Below are 13,224 nucleotides of genomic sequence, written 5' to 3'. Positions count from 1 at the left end.
ACCGAGCAAGGCTAGGTGTCGGGCGTTTTTCGGCAAACGAATCAAAACAAGAACGGTTATGAGCTTTCTGGCGCGCCGCGAATTGCGCCCTTGTCCGACATCCAGCCCCCGCCGTCGCGGCCAAGCTGATGGCGATGGCCACCACGCGTTCCTCACCCAAGAAGAGCGGCCTGCCTGCCGAGGCGCCGCTGGCGCGCTACAACGCCAAGCGGGATTTCAGCGCCACCGCCGAGCCCAAGGGCCGCGTCGGCCGCAAGGCGGCCAAGGCCCTGGCCTTCGTCGTGCAGAAGCACTGGGCCTCGCGCCTGCACTACGACTTCCGCCTCGAGCTCGACGGCGTCATGCTGAGCTGGGCCGTGCCCAAGGGGCCGAGCTTGGACCCGGCTGTCAAGCACATGGCGGTGCGCGTGGAGGACCACCCGCTCAGCTACAACCGCTTCGAAGGCGAGATCCCCAAGGGCCACTACGGCGCCGGCCGCGTCATCATCTGGGACCGCGGCGCGTGGACGCCCGTCGGCGACCCGCATGAGGGCCTGGCCCAGGGCAAGCTGATCTTCCAGCTGCATGGCGAAAAGCTGGCCGGGCTGTGGGAGCTGGTGCGCATCGCCAAGCCGGGCGACAAGCAGGAAGCCTGGCTGCTGCTGAAGAAGAAGGGCGACGCCTGGGCGCGACCGAGCAGCGAGTACGACGTCGTGACGGCCCTGCCGGACAGCGTCGTGGAGACGCCACTGGGCCTGGTTGAGGAGCGCGAGGGCCGCGGCGAAACACCGTCGGCGCCCGATCTGGCCAAGGCCGTTAAGGCCGCCCTGCCCAGGACGCTGGCGCCGCAACTGGCGACGCTGGCCGCCGCCGTGCCGCCGGGCGGTCAATGGGTCGTCGAGAACAAGTTCGACGGCTATCGCATGCTGGTGCGCCTGTCGGCCGGGAAGGCCCGCCTCATCACGCGCAATGGCAATGACTGGACGGGCAAGCTGAAGCACCTGGCCACGGAGGTCGAGCAGCTCGGCATCGCCCGCGCCTGGCTGGACGGCGAGATCGTCGTGCTCAATGAAGCCGGCGCGCCGGACTTCAACCGCCTGCAGGACGCCATCGACGGCGCCCGCAACGAGGACATCGTCTTCTACCTTTTCGATGTGCCCTTCCTCGGCGACCGCGACCTGCGCGCCGTGCCGCTGCAGAGCCGCCGTGCCGTGCTGCAGGGCCTGCTGAAGGGCCATGAAGGGCCACGCATCCGCTTCAGCGATGCCTTTCCAGCCCCTCCGGCCGAGGTGCTGGATGCCGCCTGCCGCATCGGCCTGGAAGGCGTCATTCTGAAACGGGCCGACTCGCCCTATGTGAACCGGCGCAGCGACAGCTGGCTCAAGCTGAAATGCCAGCGCCGCCAGGAGTTCGTCGTGCTCGGCTTCACGGATCGCAGCAACTCGGCCAACGAGGTGGGCGCGCTGCTGCTGGGCTATCACGATGAGCAGGGGAGGTTGCGGCATGCGGGCGCCGTCGGCACCGGTTGGTCGTCGGTGCAGGGACGGGACATGCACCGCCAGCTGGTGGCGTTGGAAACGAAGCGTCCGGCCGTCGCTGCCGAGGCGCCGCCGCCCAGCCGGCGCGGCGGCCGCTCGCGCGGCCAGGAGCGCTGGGTCAAGGCCAAACTGGTGGTCGAGGTCGCCTTTGGCGAATGGACGCCCGACGGGCATATCCGCCATGCGAGCTTCCGCGGCCTGCGCGAGGACAAGCCCGCCAAGGCCATCGTGCGCGAGCAGGCGCTGCCGGCCACAGCCTCACAGGCGCCGGCAGTGAAGGTGTCGCATCCCGAGCGGGTCATCGATGCCGCCTCGGGCGTGACCAAGCTCGACCTGGTGCGCTACTACGAGAGCGTGGCCGACTGGCTGCTGCCGCATCTGCGCGACCGGCCTGTGTCCCTGGTGCGGGCACCGCGCGGCATCGCCGGCCAGCTGTTCTTCCAGAAGCATGCCGACGCGCCCCTGCCTGGCATCCGCCAGCTCGACGCCGACCTCTGGCCCGAGCACGAACCGCTGCTCGTCGTCGACTCGGCCGAAGGACTGGTGTCGGCGGCCCAGTTGAACGTCGTCGAGTTCCACACCTGGAACTCCACCACCGCGCATATCGACCAGCCCGACCGCATCGTCTTCGACCTGGACCCCGGCGAGGGCGTCCCCTGGGCCCATCTGCAGGAGGCGGCCTTGCTGACGCGCACGATGCTGGAGGAGCTGGGCCTGCGCAGCTGGCTCAAGACCAGTGGCGGCAAGGGCCTGCACGTGGTGGTGCCGCTGAAGCCCAAGATCGATGACGCCCAGGCCAAGGATTTCGCCCGCGCGGTTGTTGCGCACATGGCGCGCACCATTCCGAAGCGCTTTGTCGCCAAGAGCGGCCCCGCCAACCGGGTCGGCAAAATCTTCATCGACTATCTGCGCAATGGCGAAGGCCAGACCACGGTGGCGGCATTTTCTGCCCGCGCCCGGCCCGGCCTGGGTGTTTCCATGCCGGTGGCCTGGGAGCAACTGGCCGAGCTGAAGAGCGGTGCGCAATGGACGGTGAAGACGGCGCGCGACCACCTGTCACTGCAGCGCGCCGACCCCTGGGCCGATTTCTGGAAGAGCCGCCAGACTGTCAAGCGCCGGCCACCCGAGCGATGAGCACGACCGATCCGGACCCCAGGCGCGCCGTGCTCTTCCGCATGCTCATGCCCGAGCATGTCGACCATCCGATCAGGGACAAGGACGAGGCCAGCTCTATCCGTTTGCGGAAGGATTGGCGGGCCTGCGGGCCGCGGCGGGGAGGGCAGGCACGCGGTTTGCCAGGAATGTCCCTTCAGCTTTGAACTGGGTGTCCCATGCCAGCAGCGATGGAGCGCTATGTCTTCTTCAACCATGCCGCCGACGGCGAGGCCGTGCGCAAGGCCGGCGCCCTGGCCACTGCTTGTGGGGCCAAGGTGATCGAACGCCTTCCCAGGGCCCTCCTGATGGAGGTGGAAGTGCACCGGGTGCCCGACATCGCTGCGGTGTTGGCGGACTGGCAGTTCACGCCCGAGAGGCGGCAGGCCCGCGAGCGGCGCCTGACGCCGGCCCGGCGTGCCGCGGCATCACGGCAGGGCATGGTCGCGGCTTAGCCGCGCCCAGCATCAGGCAGCTTCACCGGCCAGCACCCGCTTCAGTGGTGCACCGCTGACGGTCTCCTGGCCGAGCAGCATCTCGGTCAGCGTGTCGAGGCGGTCGCGCTTGTCTTCCAGCACGCGCCGGCATTCGGCCTGGGCGCTCTCCAGCAGCGCGCGGGCCTCGTCCAGCAGCGATTTCTGCACATCGGGGCCGATCAGCTCCTTGGGCACACCGGCCATGCTGAGCAGGCCGAAGGTCTTGCCAAAGCCCAGCGAACCCACCATGTTGGTGGCCAGCTCGGAGGCGCGCTTGAGGTCGTCGGCGGCGCCGGAGGAGGCATTGCCGAAGGCGATCAGCTCGGCTTCGCGGCCGGCCAGCATCATGGCCAGGCGCGAGCGCAGTTCACGCTCGCCATACAGCGGCTCTTCGTTGGCACGGGCCACATAGGTCACGCCCAGGGCCGGGCCGCGCGGTTCGATGCTGACGCGCTCGACGCTGCCGGCCTCCAGCACATGGGCCACCAGCGCGTGGCCGGACTCATGGAAGGCGATGCGGCGCAGCGTCTCGGGCGTGATGAGGCCCTTGGTGTTGCTGACCTCGCCGCCGAGCTGGTGGGTCTCCAGCGACTGGTAGACGCGCTCCTGGCTGACCAGCGCCTCGCCGGCCTCGGCCGCATAGGCGGCGGCGCGGTTGACGCAGTTGGCGATGTCCGCCGGCGACATGCCGGCCGCGGTCCGGGCGATGGAGGGGAGGTCGATGCCGGCGGCCGCCTTGACCTGGCCGAGGTAGAGGCCGAACAACTGCTCGCGCTCGGGCACCGTCGGTAGGGCCGTGCGGACGATGAGGTCGAAGCGGCCGGGGCGGCGCATGGCCTCGTCGACGTTGTCGACATGGTTGGTGGCGCCGACGATGACGACGTTCTCCAGCGAGGAGAAACCATCCATCTCCACCAGCAGGCGATTGATGATGCGGTTCTGCTCCTGCTCGCCGCCGCCCGGGGCTTCGTTGCCGCTGCTGCGCCGGCCGATGCCGTCGATCTCGTCGATGAAGATGATGCAAGGCGCCGCCTCGCGGGCCTTCTTGAACAGCTCCTTCACCTTGCCGATGCCGGCGCCATAGAACATGGAGCTGAAGTAGGAGCCGTCCACGCTGATGAAGCTGGCGCCGCATTCACCGGCCAGGGCCTTGGCCAGCAGCGTCTTGCCGGTGCCGGGCGGGCCGTCGAGCAGCACGCCGCGCGGCGCCTTGGCGCCCACTTCCGCGTACTGCTTGGGGTCCTTCATGAAGGCGGCTACGCGGCGCAAGGCCTTCTTGGCCTCGTCGGCACCGATGACGTCGTCAAAGCGCGTCTTGGGCTTGTCGGCCAGGCGGGTGCGCTGGCCCAGGCCGCCGCGCATCTGCAGATAGACCAGCGGTGCCGCGACGAGCAGCAGCAGCAGGATGGGGCCCAGCATGGTGCCGGCGCGCTCCAGGGACTGGAACAGGCGCTGGCCGCCGGTGCGTGCGTCGACATCGATATCGGTCAGCGCAAAACCCTGGGCCACGCTGAGCTCGCCCAGGCGTGCACCGATTTCGTTCTTGCAGCCCAGGCCGCAGTCGATGAGCCGGGTGCTGAACTGCTGGCCGGCGCGGTCGGTGTAGAGCACCAGGCCGCCGCCGACGCCGACGGCCGCGATCTCCTTGGCCTGCAGGGCGCGCTCGAACGTCGAGGCCTCGCGCGGATTGGCCAGCCACTGCTCGGGCGCCTTCTCGAAGGCCAGGGCGGTGGCGTTCTTGCGGGCCTGCACCTCGTTGGCCGTGCGCTCATGCAGTGTCGACAGGCCGAACAGGCCCAGCAGCAGGGCGGCGGCACTGGCCACGAGAATGAGTTTCTGACGCAACCCCGGTGTGGGGGTGTTGCTGGCGCTGTCCATGGTGTTCGGGTGGGGTACTGCAGTCCTGCCAGACTAACGGCCCGGTGGCTGCGCCGTGCGTGCGTTATCGAGGCTTGGTCTCAGTCGCTGCACCGCAAATTGCAACAGCCGGCCCGGGTGCGAAAAACTGCCCAGAATGCCTGAGCGATCGGCTTCGCCTCGTTGTGTCATTCGAATGGGCGGTTGGCTGTTGGTGCTCTACCGAACAGACCCATGCGCTGCGGGCAGTCCAGAGTTGCCCCAACTCACCGTGCAGGGCCAGCCCTTGGCCACGACTGGGGCGACACCCCGGCCCATGACCGAGCGAGTTTTCAAACTTGAGGAGAGCATCTTGAGGTCGTCACGCAGGAGTCTTTCTGTGCTGCCGCCCCTGGCCTGGTTCGTGATGGCGGCGTTGACAACCGCGGTTGCCGCACTGCTGCTCGGGGGCGATATGGCGCCGTCGCGGGAGCCCGCGCTGCTGGCGGCGGCCGAAGCGGCCGTGCACCGCGCCAACACACCGGCGATTGCGACCCATGCGCCGGCCGAGTTGCGCAGGGCGCATGAAAATCTCGCCGCCGCGCAGGCGGCATTTGCATTGGGCGATACCGTCAGCGCCGGCCAACTCGGCGAGCTGGCCGAGATCGACGCCCGCGTAGCCGAGTTGCACGCCCAGACCGTGCTTTCCCGCCAGGCGGCACGCTAGTCGCAGGACGCAGCGAGCGCTGCACGACGGAACCCCAAGTCGGGCCCTCCGGTGATCGTCTCCACCGTGGTCTTCACTCGCCAGTGCAACCGTCGCAGCTGGCTTGCGTCGCCCCGCATCGACCGCCTGGACCTGACTTCTAGGTGCGGCACCGCACGGACTTCCTGTGGGAGTCCGAATGATGCTTCCACGACCGTTGCTTCCGGTTCTTGCCATGAACTCGCAATGCCCACTCCTTGACGCGGCAGTTCCACCTGCGGCTGCAGCGATCTTGCCCGCCTCGGCGGGTCACTTCGGTAGCTCACGCAGCTTGTGGGGGGCTATTGCCAGCGATGCAGAGCTCGACACCGTCGAACTTGCCCGCGAGCTATGGCGGCAAGCCGTTCATGATCTGCGCGGGAAACTCGGCGTGGTCACGAACGTCACCGCCTTGCTGCAGCAACCCTGCAGCGAGCCACGCCGCTCTCAACTCGTGGCCCTGCTGAATCGCAACGTTGTCGGCCTGGGTGATTTGCTGGATGGCGTGGCCGATCTTGCCCGCCTCGACGCGAAGAAGGAACGGCCTGTCGTTCGCACCTTCGACATTGCCACGACGCTCGACACGACGTGCGGCAACCTCCAGGTGTTGGCGCGCTCACGGGGCATTCAGCTCGAATTCTGCGGCCCCAGGAGCCTCATTGCCGACAGCGACCCGCTGATGGTGACACGCATCGCGCAAAACCTCTTGCTCAATGCCATCCAGTACACGCACGGCGACGGCGTCAGGTTGACCTGCGGTCCTTGTGAAGCGGCGGAGGCGAGCGATTGGTACTTCGAAGTCGGTGGCGCTGAGGTCAGCTGGGGTGGCAACGACCTGACGAAGCTTCTTCAGACATCGAGCACCCGGAGCGCCCCGGGTTCAAGCTCCGGCGAAGGCATTGGCCTGTCCATCGTCAAACGGCTGTGCAGCCTGCTGGGAGGCAGCATGGCGGTCGAGTACGCCGGCGGCACTGGCAGGATCACCCGTATCCGGTTGCCGAGACGCTACCCGGGCCCAGCTGCGGTCCAGACCATTTCAGCCATCGGCGGCAGGCTTATCTCTGTTCCCAGCGTTCGATCCCTCGCAGATCTCCAGAGCTGCCAGCCGCGCCTGGATGCCCCACCTCCAGCCAACCCGGGCGCTCCCCTGACGCATTCGTAGCTGCGGCCCGATTTAGGTCGCGGTGGCTATGGCACAGGTTGGGGGCACATGTGCCCAAGCTGTGCCCACGGCGCCCAAAAACAAAGGGCTTGACCGCAGCCAAGCCCTTGATTTAATTTGGAAATTCTGGTGCCGGCAAGAGGAGTCGAACCCCCGACCTTCGCATTACGAATGCGCTGCTCTACCAACTGAGCTATGCCGGCCTCACGCAGTTCCTTTTATTGGAGTTGTTGGAATCAGCGAAGCCCAGGATCATAGCTCAACTGCAGGCAGCCGCCAAGATTGGCTTGCTTTTCAAGCGGCAGCAAGCAAACTCCGCCGCATGAAAAAGGTCCGGAAGCTGCTGTTGTGCGTGGGAATGCTGGTCGCTGCGGCGACGGCCCGGAGCGAGGACGGGCGCTTTGACGTTGCTACCCGCGAGGGCGTCGTGACACCGGTGTTCTGGCAGGCCGCCCAACCAGCCGAACGGGCCAAGGCGACGGTGCTGCTGTTTCCCGGCGGCATTGGGGGCTTCGGGCGCGTCGAGGCGGGGCGGCCGACGAGCCGCAATTTCCTGGTGCGCTCGGCTGGCGAGTTCGTCGCGCGCGGCTACAACGTCGCGATCTTCGGCAAGCCGAGCGACACGCCCGATCTGGGCTACGCAGAGCGCCTATCGGACGCCCACATGACCGACATCCGCGAGGTGCTGGCGGCGGTCAGGAAGAAGTCGGCGCTGCCGGTCTGGCTGGTCGGCACCAGCCGGGGCACGGTTTCGGCGACGGCTGCGGCCATCCGCTTGCAGGGCGACATCGCGGGCCTGGTGCTGACGTCCAGCATCGTTGCCTGGGACAAGACGGGCGCCGTGCCGCGCCAGGACCTCGCCGCCATCCGCGTGCCGGTGCTGGTGCTGCACCATGCGAAAGACCAGTGCCGGCAGACGCTGCCGCGCGACGTGAGCTACATCCTGAAGGGCCTGACGGCCACGCCGGTGAAGAAACTGGTGATGGTGGACGGCGGTGCCGACCCGACGGGCGACGCCTGCGAGGCCTTGCATTGGCACGGCTTCATCGGCATGGAGGCCGAGGCCGTGGGGCTGATCACCGGCTGGATGGACCAGCCGAYCCCTTGATTGGTGTCTTCCGGGCCGAGCGCTGGGCCGCTCCCGAGCCGGCCCGTCTGGCGATGTGCTTGCGGCTCGATGCCGCAAGCATCGCTGTCCCCTCGGGGGACCGGTCAGCCGCAACGCGTTCAGCGGTGTGCGGCTGGACGAGGGGCGTCATTCCTGGCGGTGGTAGGCCGCGATGCGCTCGACCTCGTTCTTCGAGCCCAGCGCGACGGCCACGCGCTCGTGCAGCTTGCCGGGCTTGAGGTCCATGATGCGATCCGTGCCGGTGGTGGCTGCGCCGCCGGCCTGCTCGACGATGAAGGCCATCGGGTTGGCCTCGTACAGCAGGCGCAGCTTGCCGGGCTTGTCGGGCTCGCGCTGATCCCAGGGGTACATGAAGACGCCGCCGCGCGTGAGGATGCGGTGCACGTCGGCCACCATGCTGGCCACCCAGCGCATGTTGAAGTCCTTGCCGCGCGGCCCCGTGGAGCCGGCCAGGCATTCGTCGATATAGCGACGCACCGGCGGCGCCCAGTGGCGCAGGTTGGACATGTTGATCGCGAATTCCTTGGTGTCCTCGGGAATGCGCACCTGGTCCTGCGTCAGCACCCAGGAGCCGGTCTCGCGGTCCAGCGTGAAGACGGCCACACCGTCGCCCACCGTCAGCACCAGCATGCTCTGCGGGCCGTAGACGCAATAGCCGGCCGCGGCCTGCTGCTTGCCGGGCTGCAGGAAGTCTTCTTCCGACACGCCCCGCGAATGGCCCACCTTGCGCAGCACGCTGAAGATGGTGCCGATGGACACGTTGACGTCGATGTTGCTGGAGCCGTCGAGGGGGTCGAACAGCAGCAGGTATTCGCCTTGCGGGTAGCGGTTGGGGACGACGTAGATGCCGTCCATCTCCTCGCTGGCCATGGCCGCGAGATGACCGCCCCATTCGTTGGCCTCGATCAGCACCTCGTTGGCGATGACGTCGAGCTTCTTCTGCACTTCGCCTTGCACGTTCTCGCTGCCGGCGCTGCCGAGCACATCACCGAGGGCGCCCTTGTTGACGGAGATCGCGATGCGCTTGCAGGCGCGCGCGACGACCTCGATCAGGAGGCGCAGCTCCTGCGGGATGTGGCCGTGCTCGCGCTGCTGCTCGACGAGGTACTGGGTCAGGCTGGTTTGACGTGCCATGGCCTCAGCCTCCCGACGCCAGCGCGCGCTCGACGATCTCGCGCACGTCGCTGGACAGGTCGGCCTTGGCCGCTACGCGGGCGACCGCTTCACGCGCTGCCGTGCGATAGGGCTCGGCCAGCACGGCCCAGCGGTCCATCGCGCGGGCGATGCGGCTGGCGAGCTGGGGGTTGATGGCGTCGACGGCCAGCACCTGGTCGGCCCAGAACACATAGCCCGCCGCGTCGGCGCGGTGGAAGGCGGCCGGGTTGAACATGCACAGCGAGGCCAGCAGGCTGCGCGCGCGGTTGGGGTTCTTCAGCGTGAAGTCGGCATGCTTGGTCAGCGCCTTGGCGCGGGCGAACACGCGGCCATCGGCCTCGGGTGCGCGCGCCTGCAGCGCGAACCACTTGTCGACGACCAGCGCGTCGTCCTTGAACAGCGCATGGAAGCGCTGCAGGGCCGGCGTGGCCAGCTCGGCGTTGGCATTGACCAGGGCGGCCAGCGCGCCGAGGCGGTCCGTCATATTGGACGCATCCTTGAAGCGCTGGAAGGCCTTGCCCGGCCAGACGGTGTCGCCCGTCGTCTGCGCGTCCAGCACGAGCATGGACAGCGCCAGGTTGGCCAGCGCGCGCTTGCCCGACGAGACCGGGTCGGGCGTGTAGCCGCCGCCGATCTGGTGCGCCTCGAAGGCCGCGGCCCAGTCGTCACGCAGGGCGGCGGCCAGCTGGGCCTGGGCGGACATGACGGCGGCGTGGATGGCCTGCGGGTCGACGACGTCGAGCTGCTCGGCGATATAGGCCTCGCCGGGCAGCGTCAGCGCCAGTTCCTTGAAGGCCGGGTCCAGCTCGGGGTGGTTGAGCAGGCCGCGCATCGCCTCGATGAAGACGGGGCTCAGCACCAGCGGCTGGCCGGCACGCAGCGCGTGCAGGATGCGGTTCAGCGCCAGGCGCTGGCCGGCTTCCCAGCGATTGAACGGGTCGCTGTCATGGCGCATCAGCACGATGAGGCCGGCGTCGGAGAGGCCGTCGTCCAGCACCACGGGCGCCGAGAAGCCGCGCATCAGCGAGGGCACGGGCTCGTTGTCGATGTTCTCGAAGACGAAGGTCTGCTCGGCCTGGTCCAGCACCACCACGCCTTCGGTGTCGCCGTTGGCGTTCAGGGGCAGGGCGGCGCCGTGGCGGTCCAGCAGGCCCATGACGACCGGAATGACCTGCGGCTGCTTGTCGCCCTGGCCCGGCGTGGCGGGCGTCTGCTGCGTGAAGCGCAGGGTGAAGGTGCGGGCGCTAGCGTCATGCTCGCCGCGGGCGGTCACGCGCGGCGTGCCGGCCTGCGAGTACCAGCGCTTGAAGGCGTCCAGGCGGGTGGTGAGGGCCGAGCCGGGGTTGGCGTCGGCGATGGCCTGCGCGAAGTCGTCGCAGGTCACGGCCTGGCCGTCGTGGCGCTCGAAGTAGAGCTTCATGCCCGCTTCGAAGCCCTTGCGGCCGACCAGCGTCTGGTACATGCGCACCACCTCCGAGCCCTTCTCGTAGACGGTGGCGGTGTAGAAGTTGTTGATCTCGCTGTAGCTGTCCGGGCGCACCGGGTGGGCCATGGCGCCGCTGTCCTCGGGGAACTGCATGGCGCGCAGCTGGCGCACGTCCTGGATGCGGCAGACCGCGCGTGCCGACGGCGTGCCGGCCATGTCCATGCTGAATTCCTGGTCGCGGAAGACGGTCAGGCCTTCCTTCAGCGACAGCTGGAACCAGTCGCGGCAGGTGACGCGGTTGCCGGTCCAGTTGTGGAAGTACTCGTGGGCGACGATGGACTCGATGCGGCCGAAGTCGGCATCCGTCGCGGTGGCGGGCGAGGCCAGCAGGGCGCTGGTGTTGAAGATGTTCAGGCCCTTGTTCTCCATCGCGCCCATGTTGAAGTCGGACACGCCGACCACCATGAAGCGCTCCAGGTCCAGCGGCAGGCCGAAGCGCGCCTCGTCCCACACCATGGAGGCGATCAGCGAGTTCATCGCGTGCTCGGTCTTCTCCAGGTCACCGCGGCGCACATAGACCTGCAGCAGATGGTCCTTGCCGGCGCGGGTGCGCACGCGCTGCTCGCGCGCGACGAGGTCGCCCGCGACGACGGCGAACAGATAGCTGGGCTTGGGGAAGGGGTCGTTCCAGACGGCGAAGTGGCGGCCGTTCTCCAGCTTGCCGCTGTCGGTCAGGTTGCCGTTGGACAGCAGCACCGGGTATTTGCTGGCGTCGGCGCGCAGCGTGACCGTGTAGACGGCCATCACGTCCGGGCGGTCCAGGAAGTAGGTGATGCGCCGGAAGCCCTCGGCCTCGCACTGCGTGAAGAAGCTGCCACCCGAGGTGTAGAGGCCCGACAGCGCGGTGTTCTTGTCGGGGCAGGTGGTGTTGCGGATCTCGAGCGCGAAGTCGGCGTCGGGCGCGCCTTCGATGATGAGCTCGTGGCCTTCCTGGCGGAAGGAGACGCTGGCGCCGTCGATCAGCACGCGCAGCAGGTTCAGTTCTTCGCCATGCAGGCGCAGCGGGCCATGCGGCACGGCGCTGTTGCGCTCGACCTGCATCTTGCTGGTGACCAGGGTTTTGGCCGGGTCGAGGTCGAAGGTCAGGTCGACCTTGCGGATCCAGTAGGCCGGTTGCTGGTAGTCCAGCCGCTGGATGGTCGGGGAGGTGCCTTCACGCATGAGGGGCGTCCTTGGGTGAGGAAAAACGGGCCAAGAAAAAGGCCGCCGCGGCGGCCCGGGGGCGTCAGACGCCTTGCTTCAGTGATTCGGTGATGAAGGGGTCGAGGTCGCCGTCCAGCACCTTCTGCGTCGCCGAAGTCTCGTAGTTGGTGCGCAGGTCCTTGATGCGGCTCTGGTCCAGCACATAGGAGCGGATCTGATGGCCCCAGCCGACGTCGGTCTTGGTGTCTTCCAGCTTCTGCTGCTCTTCCATGCGCTTGCGCATCTCATGGTCGTACAGGCGCGAGCGCAGGCGCTTCCAGGCCACGTCGCGGTTGCTGTGCTGGCTGCGGCCGTCCTGGCACTGCACGACGATGCCGGTCGGGATGTGCGTCAGGCGCACCGCCGAGTCGGTCTTGTTGATGTGCTGGCCACCCGCACCCGAGGCGCGGAAGGTGTCGGTGCGCACGTCGGCCGGGTTGATGTCGATCTCGATCGAGTCATCCACCTCGGGGTAGACGAACAGCGATGCGAAGGACGTGTGGCGGCCGCCGGAGGAGTCGAAGGGCGACTTGCGAACCAGGCGGTGCACGCCGGTTTCGGTGCGCAGCAGGCCGAAGGCGTACTCGCCCTCGACCTTGATGGTCGCGCTCTTCAGGCCGGCCACGTCGCCAGGCGTCTCATCCTCGATCGTCGCCTTGAAGCCCTTGCGCTCACAGTACTTCAGGTACTGGCGCAGCAGCATGCCGGCCCAGTCGCAAGCCTCGGTGCCGCCGGCGCCGGCCTGGATGTCCACGAAGCAGTTCAGCGGGTCGGCCGGGTTGTTGAACATGCGGCGGAACTCGAGTTCCTCGATCTTCTCGCGCAGCTTGGCCGCGTCGGCCTCGATGGCCAGCATGCCGGCCTCGTCGCCCTCCTCGCGGCTCATCTCGAACAGCTCGGCGTTGTCGGCCAGCGAGCCGGTCAGCATCGTGATCGTGTCGACCACCGCCTCCAGCGTGCGCTTTTCCTTGCCCAGCTCCTGGGCGCGCTTCTGGTCGTTCCAGACGTTGGGGTTCTCGAGGGAGGCGTTGACTTCGTTCAGGCGCAGCGCTTTGCGGTCGAAGTCAAAGATACCCCCTTAGCGCGTCGGTACGCGCTGAGAGGTCGGCCAGGGAGTTGCCGATTTGGTTGATGTGTTCGATGTCCATGTCAGGGCACGTCTTGTCTTGGGAAAACGCGGATTTTCTCATGGGCCAGAATCGGGCCGATGAAGGCCCCGCCCCGAGACACCTACTGGCGCCGCACGCGCCACCTCACCGCCTGGCTGCTGCTCGCCTGGGCCCTGGTGGGTTTCGCGCCGGTGTTCTTCGCGCGCGAACTCAGCGTCGAGGTGTTCGGCTGGCCGCTGGCGTTCTGGCTGGCCTCGCAGGGCGCCCTGCTCGGC

General features: G+C 67.9%; 10 protein-coding genes and 1 tRNA gene. 6 read left to right on the top strand and 5 right to left on the bottom strand.

What is annotated here, in order from left to right:
• Nucleotides 1–134: 134 nt before the first annotated feature.
• Together ligD and AC1DW3_RS24950 are read left to right on the top strand one after the other, a co-directional pair.
• Nucleotides 135–2,651: a DNA ligase D gene (gene ligD / locus AC1DW3_RS24955; RefSeq protein WP_477935975.1), complete on the top strand. Its 2,517-nt coding sequence runs from the start codon at nt 135–137 to the stop codon at nt 2,649–2,651.
• 197 nt (nt 2,652–2,848) lie between these two features.
• Nucleotides 2,849–3,124, top strand: a complete 276-nt coding sequence (locus tag AC1DW3_RS24950; RefSeq protein WP_477935973.1) for a hypothetical protein — start codon at nt 2,849–2,851, stop codon at nt 3,122–3,124.
• Nucleotides 3,125–3,136: 12 nt separating this feature from the next.
• Here the strand turns inward: AC1DW3_RS24950 and AC1DW3_RS24945 are convergent, their stop codons facing one another.
• The gene (locus AC1DW3_RS24945) at nt 3,137–5,023 is read right to left on the bottom strand and encodes an AAA family ATPase (protein ID WP_477935971.1); all 1,887 of its coding nucleotides are present in this window, start codon (nt 5,021–5,023) and stop codon (nt 3,137–3,139) included.
• A gap of 358 nt (nt 5,024–5,381) precedes the next feature.
• On the opposite strand from AC1DW3_RS24945, the gene AC1DW3_RS24940 reads away from it, so the two are divergent.
• On the top strand, nt 5,382–5,708 hold the full coding sequence (locus tag AC1DW3_RS24940; RefSeq protein ID WP_477935969.1) for a DUF4398 domain-containing protein: 327 nt from the start codon (nt 5,382–5,384) through the stop codon (nt 5,706–5,708).
• Between the two features lie 178 nt (nt 5,709–5,886).
• Nucleotides 5,887–6,888 (top strand): sensor histidine kinase, encoded by a 1,002-nt coding sequence (locus tag AC1DW3_RS24935; protein WP_477935967.1) that lies wholly within the window; start codon nt 5,887–5,889, stop codon nt 6,886–6,888.
• Between the two features lie 127 nt (nt 6,889–7,015).
• Here AC1DW3_RS24935 and AC1DW3_RS24930 read toward each other — a convergent pair.
• Nucleotides 7,016–7,091: transfer RNA gene (locus AC1DW3_RS24930), tRNA-Thr, on the bottom strand.
• A 119-nt stretch (nt 7,092–7,210) separates the two neighbouring features.
• Here AC1DW3_RS24930 and AC1DW3_RS24925 point away from each other — a divergent pair.
• A complete protein-coding gene (locus AC1DW3_RS24925; protein WP_477935965.1) occupies nt 7,211–7,996 on the top strand; it encodes an alpha/beta hydrolase in 786 nt (261 codons plus the stop codon).
• A 147-nt stretch (nt 7,997–8,143) separates the two neighbouring features.
• On the opposite strand, the gene AC1DW3_RS24920 is transcribed toward AC1DW3_RS24925, so the two are convergent.
• The 3 genes from AC1DW3_RS24920 to prfB all read right to left on the bottom strand — a co-directional run bounded on the left by AC1DW3_RS24920 (nt 8,144) and on the right by prfB (nt 12,988).
• On the bottom strand, nt 8,144–9,151 hold the full coding sequence (locus tag AC1DW3_RS24920; RefSeq protein ID WP_477935963.1) for a class 1 fructose-bisphosphatase: 1,008 nt from the start codon (nt 9,149–9,151) through the stop codon (nt 8,144–8,146).
• 4 nt (nt 9,152–9,155) lie between these two features.
• Entirely contained in the window at nt 9,156–11,819 is a 2,664-nt protein-coding gene (gene pepN / locus AC1DW3_RS24915; RefSeq protein ID WP_477935961.1) for an aminopeptidase N, read from the bottom strand.
• A gap of 64 nt (nt 11,820–11,883) precedes the next feature.
• A protein-coding gene (gene prfB / locus AC1DW3_RS24910) for a peptide chain release factor 2 (RefSeq protein ID WP_477935959.1) occupies nt 11,884–12,988 on the bottom strand; the annotation gives its coding sequence in 2 pieces (ribosomal slippage) (nt 11,884–12,906 and nt 12,908–12,988; 1,104 coding nt in all).
• 59 nt (nt 12,989–13,047) lie between these two features.
• Between prfB and AC1DW3_RS24905 the strand changes: the two genes are divergently transcribed.
• Nucleotides 13,048–13,224, top strand: a 177-nt coding sequence (locus tag AC1DW3_RS24905) for a DUF4212 domain-containing protein (protein WP_477936056.1), incomplete at its 3' end; no start/stop codon positions are given.

The organism is Roseateles sp. P2_H4, assembly GCF_056403315.1.
This window is presented reverse-complemented; position numbering and strand designations above follow the sequence as displayed.

What these genes read in the sequence shown, in the direction of transcription:
- ligD (WP_477935975.1), top strand. Translation starts at nt 135, where the DNA reads ATGGCCACCACGCGTTCCTCACCCAAGAAGAGCGGCCTGCCTGCCGAG.
- AC1DW3_RS24950 (WP_477935973.1), top strand. Translation starts at nt 2,849, where the DNA reads ATGCCAGCAGCGATGGAGCGCTATGTCTTCTTCAACCATGCCGCCGAC.
- AC1DW3_RS24945 (WP_477935971.1), bottom strand. Translation starts at nt 5,023, where the DNA reads ATGGACAGCGCCAGCAACACCCCCACACCGGGGTTGCGTCAGAAACTC.
- AC1DW3_RS24935 (WP_477935967.1), top strand. Translation starts at nt 5,887, where the DNA reads ATGATGCTTCCACGACCGTTGCTTCCGGTTCTTGCCATGAACTCGCAA.
- AC1DW3_RS24920 (WP_477935963.1), bottom strand. Translation starts at nt 9,151, where the DNA reads ATGGCACGTCAAACCAGCCTGACCCAGTACCTCGTCGAGCAGCAGCGC.
- pepN (WP_477935961.1), bottom strand. Translation starts at nt 11,819, where the DNA reads ATGCGTGAAGGCACCTCCCCGACCATCCAGCGGCTGGACTACCAGCAA.